Genomic DNA, 14,586 nt, shown 5'->3' on the forward strand with positions numbered 1-14,586 from the left:
ACTAACCGTTGGTCAAGCTACCTTGCTTGGTATGCTGTTGCTTTCTTCTCACGTTTCAATTGTTAAGGTGCTCACCAACGCTGTTTGTTCAAAACAGGGGACAAAAAACCGGCTCGCGCCGGTCACAGGGGACTACCCATCCAAGATTGTTTGCACATCTTGTCTGCCGTCTTCTTACCCTGCGCCCTCTCCTTTGGTTGTTTTAAGCCGCTCAGCTTCTTCTCAGTCCCTCAGCGCCTTATGTCCCACATTCTAGCACACCTCTCCACACGCGCAAGGGGCAATTTTTTCTTTCCCTCCTTTTCGTTTCTTTTTCGTTTCATCCTCCCCTAGTTGTGCGCTCTAAGATACCCGTGCCGTTGCATTACGCCCGCTATTGTTGGGGCGATTAGGGGGACGTTGTTCGGGAAGGGGCGTCACAATGGTGATCCGTGTGCCGCGCCCGAGGGCGCTCTCAATCTTGAGCGTCGAATCGATCAATTCAGCACGCTCGTGCATATTCAGCATCCCCAAACTCATTTTGTTGCGCTCACTATAGCCGCCCATGACTGCCCCTACATCAAAGCCCGCCCCGTCGTCCTCTATTTCGGTGACAAGATAATTGTCTTTCCGATACAGCCGCACAACGTGATGACGTGCTTGGGCGTGTTTGCGGGCGTTATTGAGCGCTTCCTCCACAATATAGAAAAGCGTCCCCTGAATATGACCGGGGACAAGTTCAACAAGGTTCGGCTGCACCGCAACAGCAAGATCAAGCCCGTGCGTCTCCCGCAGTTTGCCTCGCAGTTGCTCTAGTGCAGCAGCAAGCCCCTGTGTTTCCAGAATCAGCGGGCGAAGGGTGAACAACATATGGCGGATTTCATCGGTCATCCGTCGGGCGATTTCCTCAATCTTATCGAGTTCGGTGCGAACAACGCTTGGGTCGCGGTCAAACATCTGGCGGGCATAGCTCACCCGCATGGCAATGGCGGAGACTGTCTGTGTCGGTCCGTCATGCAGATCGCGGGCAAGTTTTTTCCGCGCTTCTTCATCGGCAGTGATAATTTTCTCTTTTTCCTCACGAAGGTTTTGGAAAAGCTCGGCATTTTGGAGGGCGATGCTTGCCTGCGTCCCAATGGCGCTAATCAACGCCACATGATCGCGGGAGAAGGCGTTGTATTCCGGCGATCCATAAACCAATAAACCATAGGGTTGGTAGTTCACCCGCAGGGGAATAACAAGGATTGAGTTGCATTCTTGAAAGGCGACATAGTAGCCGAGTTCAGGGTCATCAATGCCATTGTTCACAATGATTGGCTCGGCACGCTGCATTGCCTCGTAAAGGACACCGGCTTTTCCTGCCACGACGAACCGCTGGTCATGGACGGTTAACCGCCGCGAAAAGGCAACGTGCAGTTTGGCATCTGTTTCCTTGCGCAAAACCATCCCCACAAGGCGGCTGTGTTCAATGCCTTCTCGCAGCGCCATAACCCCCGCGTTCACCGCCGCTTCGAGGATTGTTTGGTAATCAAGCGTCGCGCCAATGGCAGCCGCCATCTCAGCAATGGCGGCTGATCGATCCCGCTGGGCGGCTTCGATAGCGAGTGTCCGTGCATTGTGGCGCTGAACGGTGCGGTAGCCGCGTATGCCTAAAACGGCGCTGACGATGAAAAACCCAAAGCCAATGAGGACTATCGGAAGACCAAAGTGGGTAAACCCGACCCCAATACACAGTCCCCCACCCGCTGCGAAAATCGCCGCAGTTAGTAATTCGCGGGCGGCTTCTCCGTTGGCAGCGTCGGTCACAGTCAAAACAGCCTGTCCCGCGCCCTGCACAATCTGCCCTGTGATCTGCCCCAGAATACGTTGTGCCACAAATAACCCCAAAAAACTAAGCAGCGGAAACAAAAACGCCGCAGCGTGTAGACCTGCGGCGTGATCGTTTTCGAGTGGGCGCACAAGGACTCGAACCTAGGACCTCACGGATGTGAACCGTGCGCTCTAACCAACTGAGCTATGCGCCCGACTATGGAAAACGAGTATATCATCAACTTGCGCCGCTGACAAGATGTCCTTTGGCGTTAGGATGCGTTCACCGCGTTGTCTCTATCTAAGGTAACATAGTTTTCCTGCCTAAAGCATCCCAAATTTGTTAATGTTTTTATGATGAACGAACGAGATCGTCTTCACCTCTTTGCTCCCTACCTTCCGACAGATCGCTTTCGGGCGCTCTTGAGCGGTGTCGATCTGCCGGCGCAAACGCACGGCGCTGCGCTTATGGTCGATATGTCGGGGTTCACCCAAATGGCGGTTGATCTCGTCGTCAAGTATGGTGAAAGCGCAGGTGAACGCCTCGGGCGGCGTCTGAACCCCATGTTTGAATTGATCGCCGGACAAATTTTTCATCATGGCGGCAGCGTGATTCGCTTTCTTGGTGATGGCTTTACCGCATGGTTTGATGATACCCATCGTCCCACCGCTGAAACCAGCCCACGCCCTCTCCCCGGCGTTTTGCGGGCGGTGGTTGCCGGAATGGGCATACAGGAGGTCATGCATATCTACAAAGAACTTCGCCACAAAATCTGTGTCGGCGTTGGGGAGGCGGATCGTTGGGTTGTTGGGATGCCCAGTTATGGCTTAAATGATGTCCTCTCTGGCGAAGCGGTCTCCCGCATGATCAGCCTGAGCGGAGAGGCGCAGCCAGAGCAAGTTATGGTTCACCGCGATGCGCTCCCCACCCTTCGTGCTGCCCACATTGGGCTAGAAATTACCGATACCGGGAACGCCCTCATCACCGCTGTTCCTCGGGCGATTCAAGACAGCGCCCGCGCCTACCGCTGGATGCCCTATGATGCAGGGGATGATTTGAGCGGCGCCCTAGAGCGAATTGCCCCTTTTGTTGATGCCGCCCTCCGCGAGCGAATCGAGAGCGGCATTGGGAACTTTAGCGACGAACTGCGCCACGCCATTCCTATGTTTATCCAAGTGGAGGTCTCGTCCAATGCGCTAAATCCGCAAGCCGCGCTAAATCATTATGTGTGCGGGGTTCAAGAAAAAATTGCCGTCTTTGGCGGACGGCTGATGTCCGTTGAGGTCAGCGATAAAGGAAGTGTCCTGTTCGTCGTCTTTGGTGCGCCCATCACCTATGGTGACGACGCCGAACGTGCGCTCCGCTTTGCGATGACCCTCCGCGAGATGACGGCGGGTTTGCCGAACATTGCAGCCCAAAATATCGGTGTCAGCCGAGGGCTACTGTTTGCTGGCATTGTCGGTGGGGAGATGCGTCACGAATACAGCACCATTGGCGATGAGACAAATATCGCTGCCCGCCTAATGACCGCTGCCCAAGAGGGGCAAATCCTCGTGACCTCGGCGGTGCGCAAAACGGCGGGTGGGCGTATCGTTTTCCGCGAACTCCCCTCAATCAGCGTCAAAGGGCGTGGCGAGCCGATTCCTATCTATGAGCCAATTGCCAGCCGTGCCGCCCCCACACACGAAATCCTCGGCGCATTTGTTGGACGGGAAGGGCAAATCGCTGCTCTGCGTCGGGCGGCAAGCGCCGTCATGAGCGGTTATGCCCGCGCCTTCAGTATAGAAGGGATAGAAGGAATAGGGAAAAGTCGCTTGATTCGGGAAACTGCCCAAATGCTTTCGGGGTTTCGCTTGGTGATGGGCGAATGCCTTAGTACTGGACAAGACACCCCCTATATGGCGTGGGGGACTATCCTCTATGCCCTGTTTGATTTGGGGAGCGATCTCCCCCCCGAACGCGCCGCCGCCGCCATTACTGAACAAGTTAAACGGGTGTACCCTGATGGCGTGGGGCGCTTGCCCTTTTTGGGCGATGTCTTACAACTTCCCTTTGAGGAAACCGAAACCACTGCGCAACTAGATGGCTTGACGCGGCGTGAAGCGGTTTTCGCCCTCATCACCGAGATGGTTATCGCCCTGGCAAAAGTTGCTCCTTTATTCCTTGTGATAGAAGATATGCAGTGGATTGATGAAGTCTCGGCACTTTTGGCGGTTGATCTTGTCCGCCGCCTAAGTGTAGACGCCGCGCCCATTTTGCTATGCCTTACCTTTCGCCCACTGGCAAGCAATGAGGACGTTTCTCAACACCTTTTGCAGGCACTGACAGAAACCCATTTCTACACAGCGCTCACCCTTCACGAATTTGACTTAGGCGACCTTCATGCCTTTGTCGAAGCGCATCTAGACTCCCTTACCCCGCCTGATTTGTCTACCTTCCTCTATGAACGGACGCAGGGAAATCCCTTGTTTGCCCGTGAACTTATGGATGCCCTGATCGAATCGGGCTATATCAAACAACAGGGCGATGCTGTGGTAATCATCCGTGATCTCAGCCAAGCACGCTTACCGCTCTCGATTCGGGAGCTTGTCCAAGCGCGGATTGACCGCCTCAGCGACTTGGATCGCTTGATCCTCAAAGTGGCGGCGGTGATCGGGCGCGATTTCTCCATGCGTATCCTTCATGAGAGCGTCCCTGTGCCAATCCCCGAAACGGAACTCATGCAGCGTCTGAATACGCTAGAAACACAGGAATTCGCCTACCTCATTAGCGCCGACCCCGACCCTGTTTACCGCTTTCGCCATGCCATTACCCAAGAGGTTGCCTATGAAGGCTTGCTAGGGGAACAGCGGGCAATGCTTCACCAAGCCGTTGCCGTAGCAATGCGCATCTACCAACCGGAGGCACATGAACTGCTTGCCCACCACTTTTCACACGGGCGCAACAGCGATGAGGCATGGGTCTATCTTGTTTTAGCCGGGGAGAAAGCCTTCCGCGATTATGCCAACGGCTCTGCCCTAAAATATTATGGGCAAGCACTGGATATCTCCAAAGATGACGAAGAACGGTTTGAAATTCTTCAACGCCTCATTGTGATCTATTTGCGTGTTGGCGATATGACCGATGCCTTTGAACGGCTGACCACACTTGGGTTTCTGGCTGACGAAGCGGGCGAACCTAGCTGGATTGCCGCTGCGCACCTGCTGCGTGGTCAGTATTACGCCCAGACCAGCGCCTTCCCCGACGCTTTTCGTGAGGCACAGCAGACGATCACCCTTGCCGAGTCGCTCAACGATGACAGCTTGGCATGGGAAGGGTATATGCTAATGCGCACGGCGCTGCTCAGTTTAAACCAACGGGATCGTGTCGTTCGCTCCAACCTCGATCTAAAAATGCAGCGCTTGGCAGATCGCTTGCGCGATCCGCGCCATACGATAGGCTTATTGCTCACCCAGTTTGATGATATGTATGCCGAAGACCCCGAACAGGCAATTCAAGGAGCGCATATCGCCCTGATGCGAGCTGAACAGGAAGGCAATCCCCTTTTGGTGGCGGATTGCTATGCCGTCTTGGTCGATCTCTACGTTCGGCAAAGCGACCTTGCCGCCACCTATGAGGCAGCCGAACGCCAGCGCGAACAGTTACATCAGATTGGGGATCGCCGCCGCGAAGGGCTGACCATGAACCGTCTTGGCTACCTCTTGCTTGAATTAGGGCAAATGACTGCCGCCAACCAGATGTTGCAAGATGCTTATCAAATCCTTCACCAGATTGGCGAGCGTGCGGGCAAGGCGGCAAACCTGATGAATTTAGGCTTGATTGCCGAATCACGCGGGGCGTTGGAAGAAGGCTTGGCATACATCAACCGTGCCCTTTTGGCACAACGAGAATTGAATGCAACGGTAGAGGGGACGCTCACCCTCTTTTTTCAGGGAAATATTTTGCTGGCAAAAGGGAATCTGGACGAGGCAGCAAATGCCTTTGAAACCGCTGTGGGAATCCTTGAGATAACTCCCCGTGTGCGTCATCCCCTTACCCGTGTGGAGATTGAATCGGGCTTGGGAGCGGTGGATATGGCGCGGGGGCATTATGCGACGGCACACGCACGCCTTTCCCCGCTCATCTTGCGGCTAGGACGGCGGCAAATCAGCGGGTTATGTCGTCCCACCCTCGCCTATCAACGGGCATTGACCACCTTGCTCAAAGTGGGCGATACAGAACGGGCGTCCCTCCTGAAAACAGCCTGTCGAAATGCCTTTATCCCCTTGCGCAGTTGGCTGCGCGGACGGGGTTGGGAACGCGGTTGGCTAACGACCATCCCTCACCATCGGGAGTTATTTGGAGAAGGATCATGAAACCACGAATCGGCGTCACAACCGGCTACAAAAACGGCGTTCAGCAGGTTGATCATCATTACATCCGGGCGGTTGAGGTGGGCGGCGGTATTCCGCTGATTGTTCCCATGGTCGAGGACGCATCCACTGCCCAAGAATTCGCCACCCTTCTTGATGGGTTAATCATGATTGGCGGACCCGCCATTACGAAGGGCTTGATCGGCGCACTCCCGCCCGATCTTGGGGAGACAGACCCTATACGCATCCACGCTGATGAACTGATCTTCGCCGCACTTTCGGATCGTCCTGTGTTAGGCATTTGTTATGGAATGCAGTTCATCAATGCCCAAGCCGGCGGGACAATCTACGCCGATGTCCTCGCCCAACGCCCCAACACCCTCCTCCACAGCGCAGATCGGGGCAGCCCAGGACATACGGTAACTTTTGCCGAGGGATCGCGCCTTGCCGTGCTTTTGGGGCGGCGTGAATTGGCAGTGAACAGCCACCATATTCAAGCAGTGCGCGATCTTGGTACGGGGCTGCACGCGGTGGGCTTTTCCCCAGATGGCATTATTGAAGGGTTGGAATCGGAGGATGGGCGCTTGCTTGGCGTTCAGTTTCACCCAGAGCGCATGTTGGCGGAAACACTGCCGCTTTTCGAGGGGTTTATTCAGAACTGCCGGAAGGGGTAACACCGTGACGGACGAAAACGAACGCCGCTGGCTTGCCGCTGCTCGCTTGGGAGATGAGGCGGCTTTTGGCGAACTTGTTGGTCTGCATCAAAACGCCGTCTATAACCTTGCCTACCGCATGTTAGGCAATCGGACGGAGGCGGAAGATGCTGGACAAGAGACATTCCTTCGTGCCTATGCCAACTTAGATCGCTATGATATGGATCGCCCCTTTCGGACGTGGCTGCTCTCGATTACTTCAAACTATTGTATTGACCGTTTACGCCGTCGCCGCCTGACATATCTCTCCCTTGATGAACCTCTTCCGCCAAATCCGGCACTCCAAAGTAGCGACGAAGAACCCGAAGATGCCGTAATAACAAATGAACGGAATGCATTGATTCAAAAACTGCTCAGCGATCTCTCGCCAGAGTATCGCGCCGCCGTTGTCCTTCATTATTGGTACGACTACTCGTATCAAGAGATTGCCGAAATGCTGAAAACGACGGAAAGTGCGGTGAAGAGTCGGCTTTTTCGGGCGCGGCAGGCGTTGGCGCAAAAGATCGAGACACTACCCGACGCAGCGCGTTTGGTGGGCAACTGGCAGGACGGAGACTAAGAGCGAATGAGCAAGCAAGAGAGGGAGACACCATGACCACCAATGACGACACACAGCGAGCCACCGCCTCCCAACCAGAGGATGCCAACCCCGTGCCTCAGGGAGAGACAGAAACGCATGAGACGCAGGAAAAACATCCTGATGAAGGGCTGCTTGCCGGATCGATTCGCTTGGTTGAGGAATTGTTCCGCAAGGCGGACATTCTGAAAGCGCCACCAGAATTTGCCGAGAAGGTCATTGCGGCGATTCACGAAACACAAGAAAAATCCCCGCTGTTGAAATGGCTGCGAAAGCGATTTAAGCTGCCATGGTAAAGGGGCGAGCGTTTTAGAGTCCGTTCTTCTCAATGTGGGTGCGAACGGCTTTCAAGATGTGGACGTGACCTACTCCGCCAGCTAAAGCCGGCGGCTTCTTGCAAAGCCCCGCGCCATAAGCAGCGGCTTCTCAGGCTGCGCATGACCCAACGGTCTACGTTAGCACCTGACCACCTGATCTAGGCGGACTTGGCAAGGCTAAGGCAAGGATATTTATCGCGGCGTTGACATCACGATCCAGTTCAAGCTGACAATGAGGGCGAGAATGCACCCGAACAGACAAGGCTTTTGGCAGCAACGCACCGCACCCGCTGCACCGCTGCACCGCTGAGAGGTATTCCGAGGATTGACCTGGACAAGTGCGCAGCCAGCCTCTACCGCTTTGAAGCACAGCAAGTCATTGAACAGCCCCAGACCAGCATCGTGAGCCGACAGGGAAAGGTGAGCGTTGCGCGTCATGAACGCCAAAGCAAGGTGTTCGAGGGCAATTAGTCCGTAGTGATGAACCAACCAGTCGGTTATTTTGTGCCAGAAATCCCTGCGGATGTTGGCGATATGTTCGTGCCGTTTGGCAAGGATCATACGGCAGTCGTTGCGGTTTTGTCCGCCCTTATACGCCTTGACCGCCTTTTCGGAAACGTGCCCCATTGTGCCGATGTAGTAGCTCCGACTCCATATGCTTGGCAACCGCGAACGCAGTTCTAGATATTCAGCGCATAAACTACGCCTGTACTACGGCGATATTCGACATTTTACAACTATCAGCCACACAGAGAAGGAGAAGCGGCTTCCTCTGTCGTTTTCAGGCGACAGAGGAAGCCGCGAAATTACCTATGGGTTTGTACTTAGCGCGATGTCTTAAAGCGCCGCGAACCCTCACCCGCCGTAGGGCTGTCCCATCCGCGCCCGCTCTGCCTCAATGATGGCGGTTGCTTCTGCATCCGTTGTCCCTAGTTTCTTGAACAACGCCGCCGCTTCGGGGAGCGCCACCCCCGGCTGGAGGTTACTGACCGCCCAATATCCCGTTGCCCCTGTTGGGTCGTAGATCAAAGCGTCATGGTCATCGGCGCCGTCCTCAGTATAGGTGACGATTTTCCCTACCCCAAAGAGCGGCTCTGTATAGCCCAAATAGGTATGGAGACGCTCCGCCGTGAACGGCAAAAACGGGGCGAGGAGAATCTTGAGGTTATCAATCACCCGCAGCACGACATAGACCGCCGTTCCCGCATCTGCCTTGTCCTCTTTGACTCGCTTCCAAGGGGCGCGTTTGTCAAGGTAAGCATTTGCCTCGCGCACCACCGCCATCGCCTCATTCAAGGCGGCACGGAGCTTGACCGCGCCGATCAGATCGCCCACGATAGAAAAGGCGCCTTCGGCACGGGCGAGGATCGCCTGATCGTCGTCTGTCAGCGCCCCCGGCGTGGGGATCACGCCGTCAAAGTTTTTGCGGGCAAAGCCAAGCATCCGATTGACGAGGTTGCCCCACGCGGCAACCAATTCATTGTTGTTTCGTGCCACAAAATCTGCCCAACTCCAATCGGAATCCTTGGCTTCGGGCATCGCCTGCGCCACCGCATAGCGGATCGCATCGGGATCGTAGCGTTCCAGAATATCGGGCAACCAGACCGCCCAATTGCGGCTCTTGCTGAATTTTTGCCCTTCGATGTTCATGAATTCGTTCGCCGGAACATCGTAAGGAAGGTTGATCGCCTCACCCTCGGCATATAAGCCGGAGACGCCTAAGAGTTCCGCTTGCCAGATAATCGTGTGGAACTCGATGTTGTCTTTGCCGAGGAAGTTGTAAATGCGGGCGGCGGGGTTATACCACCAGTCTTTCCATGCCTTTGGCTCACCCTGATTCGCCGCCCATTCGATGCTGGCGGTGAGGTAGCCCATGACCGCCTCGAACCAGACGTACATCCGTTTTTTCTCAAAGCCTTCCACTGGCACGGCAATACCCCAGTCAATGTCGCGGGTAATTGGGCGTCCAAGAAGGTCATCCACTTTGTTGCGCGAGACGCTGATCACGTGGGAACGCCAGTGATCTTTGTTGGTGGTGAGGTATGCCTTCAGTTGGGGGATAAACGCCTTTAGGTTGAGGAAGTAATGCTCTGTCTCGCGGATGATAGGGGTGCTGCCATCCGTCTTGCTGCGGGGGTTGATCAGGTCGAGGGCGTCCAGCAAGTTTTGACAGTTATCGCACTGATCGCCGCGTGCGTTGGGGTAATGGCAGATTGGACACTCCCCCTCCACAAAGCGATCCGGCAGAAAGCGCCCCTCGCTCTCGCTGTAAAGCTGCTTTTGCGTCTCTCGATAGAGGTAGCCGCCCGCTAAAAGGCGGCGGAAGACATCCTGCGCCACGCGGTGATGGTTCGCCGTGTCTGTGTGGGTGAACAGATCGTAGCTAATGCCAAGCGCCCGTTGGGTTTCCAAAAAGCGTTGGTGGTAGTGGGTGAACAGGTTACGCGGGGAGATGCCGCGCTTGTCCGCCTCTACAACAATGGGTGTGCCGTGCGCATCGGAGCCGCTGACCATGAGGACGCGGTTTCCGCGCAGACGGTGGTAGCGGGCGAAAATATCGGCGGGGAGGTATGCCCCTGCCAAATGCCCCACATGGAGATCGCCATTGGCGTAGGGCCACGCCACCGAGACATGAATAAACTCAGAGGTATTATCGGGCATGTTCAGAAGACTCCTTCATTGGGCTGCACGGTTCTAGGAAACAAAAAACCGCCGGAAAGCGCCAGCGGTTTCATGCCGTGTTACAGGAACAGTTGTCGGGCGTTATACGCACGCAAACTGCCATCGTTGGGGTGTCTCCCCCAACCACAGCCTTAAGCACATGAACATTCGACGATCATTCGTATCATTCATGGGGTTAAGTATCGCACGGATGCGGGGCTGTCGTCAAGTGGGGGATGGGGGCGAGATAGTGCGGCTCGCCCTCTTGGGTGAAGTATGCTCAAGGGCTTCGTATGCTAGCGCCATCCTAGCTCGATGATCTCGATGAGGGCGTGCAGCCCTCCAGAAACAACACTATGCCCACCGAGGACGATGGGAATGGAGGCGCGGCGGGCGGCGGCAGTGAATTCGCGCACCCAATCATCGCGGATTGCCTCTGGGTCAAGCAGATCGGAGGCGAAGCGATCCGCTCCGTCGGGGTCTTTGCCAAAGGCGGCAAAAACGACCCGCGTATCGAACAAGGCGGCATCGGCAAGATCGCAGAGATCACTGAAAAAGCCGTCAAACCCTCGCCCTTCGATCCAATGGCGCAACATGGAACGGACTTCGCCCCGCGTCACACGCTCGCTGGCAACCATCCCACGTTCTTCGGCAATCACCCGCGTCCAGACCCGCGCCGCCTTGTTCAGCGCCGTCCATGCGCCGGGGGAGACCCGCCCAATGAGGGCAAGAGTCTTCCCCTCTGTTCGCATCACCTCTAAGACACCACCCACCGGAACAGCGTGCAAACGCGGATCGTCCAAGACAGTGCGCAGCGCCTTACCAACATCGGGGTGATGGGCGAGGATAGCCAGATCGGAAGGGGTGTCGATGTCCATGCTGGAGGCGGGGCGGATGGAAGATAGAACGCGAACTTCATAGATGCCGCTCTCGCGAAGCTCCCAGGCAAGGCTATTATCGCGCCCCATCATCGCCAAGTAGGGAATTGCTTCGCGGAGGTGGCTGATCGCCGCCCAATCGCTGCTGTGAAGGTTATTCGTCAAAACAATGTGGGAGGGGACACTCACGCCAGCTTTATCTAAGAGTCCGGTGATCATCGCGACGAGGGCGGGGGTGAGCAATGGGGCGCTTGCCCCCCCAAAATAGAGCAGAGAGTCAAGCGCATGATCGTTGATTAGTGCGGCAAGGCGCTGCCCAAAATGGAAGGGTTCCGGTGGATCATCGGCGCAAATGACCTCTAGAGAGGGGTCGATCCAGTCTGTGGTGGGGGCAGCGACAATGATTTGGGCAATGCCTTGCCCGCGCAGGAGGGCGATCAGGTCAATAGTGCTGGCACGCTGTGCGGCAAGTATGAGGCGTTCTTGAGGGGTCTCGCCGCCGCCGCCGACCATGATTACCGCGCCGAGAGGGGTCATGTCAACCTCGTTGAATGGCATCTTGATAGGAAAAGGTTTGTGCGCATTTCTAAAAGAACCCCTATCCCCCCTCTCCGTTGGGGCGACCACACGGGGTCGCCCGACGGTAAAAGGCATGTCCGCAACTAGGTCAGCCTAAGAGCGTTGCTAAAGCACCGAGGGGTCTAGGCTCTGTTGGTAGTGTAATTCTCGTAAGGGCGTAAGGCATTGCACCCATCGCCGCCCGTGAGCGCCCGCCGCTAAAGCAGCGGGCTAGGAGTAACCACCCCTTCGGGGCTTACCCCCACCCCCTAACACAGAGAGAGGGACTCTCTCCCCCTTTCCCCGCAGGCAGGCAAAGGGGGCAAGACGGATGAGGGTACTTAATTCGGATAGGCTCTTAGTTCGTCAGCGCCCGTAGATGGGGATAATCACGCCCATATCGCCCTCGTCACGGCGGTAAAGCACATTGAATTCTTGCGTCTCAGCATTGAAAAAGACAAAAAAACTGTGACCTAAAAGCTCCATCTGATCCATCGCCTCTTGTTCGCTCATGGGGCTGACCTCGATCTGTTTGCGGCGGGCAATGGTGGGAAGTATCTCAACCACTTCCGCTTCTTCGGGAAGCGCCTCAGCATCGATCAACTCAACATCGATCATCTCGGAGCGGTCTGCGGCGCGACGACGGCGTTTTCCCTTGTAGCGCCCAATCTGCCGATTCAGCTTTTCCATGACGAGATCAATGGCGGCGAACATATCCGCTTGGGATTTATCTTCCGCCCGAAGGATCATCCCCCGACTGTGGCGAAGGGTCACTTGTGCGACAGCGCGTTCACCCCCTTGTTTTTGCCGCTCTTGGGCAAGCTCAAGGTCAATGCGGGCGATATTGGGTAAATATTTTTCGAGATGGGTCAGCTTTTTCTCGGCATAATCACGCAGCCGCCCACTAACTTCAACATTTTTAGCATGGATTTGAATCTGCATGTTCTTTACTCCTTTAGGTGATGCCCTTAGAACACAGATGATTCGGATTCTCGTTGATTCTTCCGGCGCTAAGGTAGGGGTAAGCCTACCCAGAGGCGGCGGCGACAGTGAGACCATACACCGCCGCTGCTCCGGCATGGCGCAGCGCCTCGGCACAAGCACTGAGTGTTGCCCCGGTGGTAAATACGTCGTCAATGAGTAGGATTGTCTCTCCTTTCACAGCCGATTCATCGGCGTGGAATGCGTCGGCAACATTCAGCGTTCGTTCGGTTGCGTTCAAGCCCACCTGTGGGGCGGTGTCGCGCAGACGTTGGATCACATCCAGCCGGACAGCCCCACTATGCCCAATCAGGCGACCCAGTGCCTCGGCAAGCAGGGCGGCTTGGTTATAGCCGCGTTTACGAAGGCGGCTATCGTGAATGGGGACAGCGGTGATGAGGGTTGGCGATGCACCGTTTTGCTGACGGAGGTCGGCGTAGGTCATGGCGAGGCGCTGCCCCAATGGTTGGGCAAGGCGAGATGTCCCCTCGTATTTCAGCCCATGAATTACCTCACGAATAGCACCCTCAAAGATCGCTGTTGTGTAGATGCCATCGAGGGCAGGGGCGTTTCGCGGTTGGATAGGAGGAAAGGGAATTTCGCCTTGGCAATCGCGGCAAAAAAAACTCCCCGCACAGCGGCACACAACACACCGGGGGGGGAAGAAGAAATCGATCCCGGTGGTTATGAGGTTTTGTACGAGGACGTTAGCCCGCCCTACCTCAGAAGGGGGACGGGCGGTCAGCCAATTCACCATGCGCTGCCCTTTCTGGGCAATGTTCGGCGCAAACGGTAAACCCTATAGACTACAAGGCGATGTTCGTCGTCATAAGGATAATCAACGACGGACCCAACAGGACGATCCAAATCGACGGGAAGATGAGAAACACCATCGGGATCATCATCTTGACTGGCGCTTGATGCGCTTTTTCTTGCGCACGCTGACGGCGCTTGATACGCATTTGATCGGATTGAATACGGAGGATTTTCGCCATACTGACGCCGAGTTGGTCTGCCTGAATGATGGCGGCGGTGAAGCTCGTCACATCGGGGACTTCCATGCTCTTTGCCATATCGCGGAGTGCCTCGCGGCGCATTTTGCCGAGGGCGATCTCTTGAATGACACGCCCAAAGGCGACAGAGAGTTCGTTATCCCACTTTTCATAGACTTTGCCCATCGCTTGGTCAAAGCCAAGCCCCGCCTCCACACAGATGGTCAGCAGGTCAAGGGCATCGGGAAGCGCCTTGACGATATTATCTTGGCGTTTGCGAATCTTGCTTTTTAGCTGGCTGGTGGGAAGGTAATAGCCCATAAATGCCATGAGTGCGGTGAGACCAATGGCGTTTAGGGGAGCTTGTTTGGCAATGATGAAAAACATGATGAACCCGCCCACACCCAAGAGGATGGTCATCATGATCCGTGTGCCGAAGAAGGTACGCGCATCGGTCTTTTGGGATTGCCCGGAGAGCTCGATTAAATGACGGGTTTGTTCAATTTGGCTTTCTGGGGTGAAGCGTGTCATCAAGCCCGCCATTGCCTTGAAGGTGGGGAGCAGCACGCGATCACGGAAGGAGAGCGACATTTCCAAATCTTCAAGGGATTGGGGCAGTTCTCGATCCCCGAATTCGGCAAGGCGTGCTTGCAGGGGGTCTTGATCTTTGTTATCGCGCATTCCGACCCAGATCAAGCCCCCAAACAAACCGACGCCGCCGAGGATAATAGCGATGATGCCTATCGTTTGAACATCCATAATCCGCTT

Annotated in this window: 11 protein-coding genes and 1 tRNA gene; 4 read left to right on the forward strand and 8 right to left on the reverse strand. The window is 55.6% G+C overall.

What is annotated here, in order from left to right; all coding sequences use genetic code 11:
* Nucleotides 1-342: 342 nt before the first annotated feature.
* Both HS103_03790 and HS103_03795 read right to left on the reverse strand, forming a co-directional pair.
* Nucleotides 343-1,938, reverse strand: coding sequence for a GAF domain-containing sensor histidine kinase (locus HS103_03790; protein MBE7511922.1), 1,596 nt, complete (start codon nucleotides 1,936-1,938; stop codon nucleotides 343-345).
* Nucleotides 1,930-2,003 (reverse strand) — tRNA-Val (locus HS103_03795). Before HS103_03795 ends, HS103_03790 begins: the two co-directional genes overlap by 9 nt.
* Nucleotides 2,004-2,142: 139 nt before the next feature.
* Here HS103_03795 and HS103_03800 point away from each other — a divergent pair.
* Genes HS103_03800 through HS103_03815 form a run of 4 tightly spaced genes read left to right on the forward strand, consistent with a single transcriptional unit; the run spans nucleotide 2,143 to nucleotide 7,727 of the window.
* Nucleotides 2,143-6,144 carry an AAA family ATPase gene (locus HS103_03800; GenBank protein ID MBE7511923.1) on the forward strand — a complete coding sequence of 1,334 codons (4,002 nt, stop codon included), beginning with the start codon at nucleotides 2,143-2,145 and terminating at the stop codon, nucleotides 6,142-6,144.
* Nucleotides 6,141-6,815 (forward strand): gamma-glutamyl-gamma-aminobutyrate hydrolase family protein, encoded by a 675-nt coding sequence (locus HS103_03805; GenBank protein MBE7511924.1) that lies wholly within the window; start codon nucleotides 6,141-6,143, stop codon nucleotides 6,813-6,815. The genes HS103_03800 and HS103_03805 overlap by 4 nt, the downstream gene beginning before the upstream one ends.
* The gene (locus tag HS103_03810) at nucleotides 6,718-7,413 is read left to right on the forward strand and encodes a sigma-70 family RNA polymerase sigma factor (protein MBE7511925.1); all 696 of its coding nucleotides are present in this window, start codon (nucleotides 6,718-6,720) and stop codon (nucleotides 7,411-7,413) included. The genes HS103_03805 and HS103_03810 overlap by 98 nt, the downstream gene beginning before the upstream one ends.
* A gap of 32 nt (nucleotides 7,414-7,445) precedes the next feature.
* Nucleotides 7,446-7,727 carry a hypothetical protein gene (locus HS103_03815; GenBank protein ID MBE7511926.1) on the forward strand — a complete coding sequence of 94 codons (282 nt, stop codon included), beginning with the start codon at nucleotides 7,446-7,448 and terminating at the stop codon, nucleotides 7,725-7,727.
* A gap of 154 nt (nucleotides 7,728-7,881) precedes the next feature.
* Here the strand turns inward: HS103_03815 and HS103_03820 are convergent, their stop codons facing one another.
* The 6 genes from HS103_03820 to HS103_03845 all read right to left on the reverse strand — a co-directional run bounded on the left by HS103_03820 (nucleotide 7,882) and on the right by HS103_03845 (nucleotide 14,577).
* Nucleotides 7,882-8,025 (reverse strand): transposase, encoded by a 144-nt coding sequence (locus HS103_03820; GenBank protein ID MBE7511927.1) that lies wholly within the window; start codon nucleotides 8,023-8,025, stop codon nucleotides 7,882-7,884.
* A 578-nt stretch (nucleotides 8,026-8,603) separates the two neighbouring features.
* Nucleotides 8,604-10,409, reverse strand: coding sequence for a methionine--tRNA ligase (locus HS103_03825; protein MBE7511928.1), 1,806 nt, complete (start codon nucleotides 10,407-10,409; stop codon nucleotides 8,604-8,606).
* A 296-nt stretch (nucleotides 10,410-10,705) separates the two neighbouring features.
* Nucleotides 10,706-11,824, reverse strand: coding sequence for a hypothetical protein (locus tag HS103_03830; GenBank protein ID MBE7511929.1), 1,119 nt, complete (start codon nucleotides 11,822-11,824; stop codon nucleotides 10,706-10,708).
* Between the two features lie 387 nt (nucleotides 11,825-12,211).
* Nucleotides 12,212-12,787, reverse strand: a complete 576-nt coding sequence (gene raiA / locus HS103_03835; GenBank protein MBE7511930.1) for a ribosome-associated translation inhibitor RaiA — start codon at nucleotides 12,785-12,787, stop codon at nucleotides 12,212-12,214.
* Between the two features lie 85 nt (nucleotides 12,788-12,872).
* The gene (locus tag HS103_03840; protein ID MBE7511931.1) at nucleotides 12,873-13,583 is read right to left on the reverse strand and encodes a ComF family protein; all 711 of its coding nucleotides are present in this window, start codon (nucleotides 13,581-13,583) and stop codon (nucleotides 12,873-12,875) included.
* Nucleotides 13,584-13,632: 49 nt separating this feature from the next.
* Nucleotides 13,633-14,577, reverse strand: a complete 945-nt coding sequence (locus HS103_03845; protein ID MBE7511932.1) for a type II secretion system F family protein — start codon at nucleotides 14,575-14,577, stop codon at nucleotides 13,633-13,635.
* Between the last annotated feature and the right edge of the window lie 9 nt (nucleotides 14,578-14,586).

This window comes from Anaerolineales bacterium (assembly GCA_015075625.1).
In the GTDB taxonomy this organism is placed as follows: domain Bacteria; phylum Chloroflexota; class Anaerolineae; order Aggregatilineales; family UBA2796; genus UBA2796.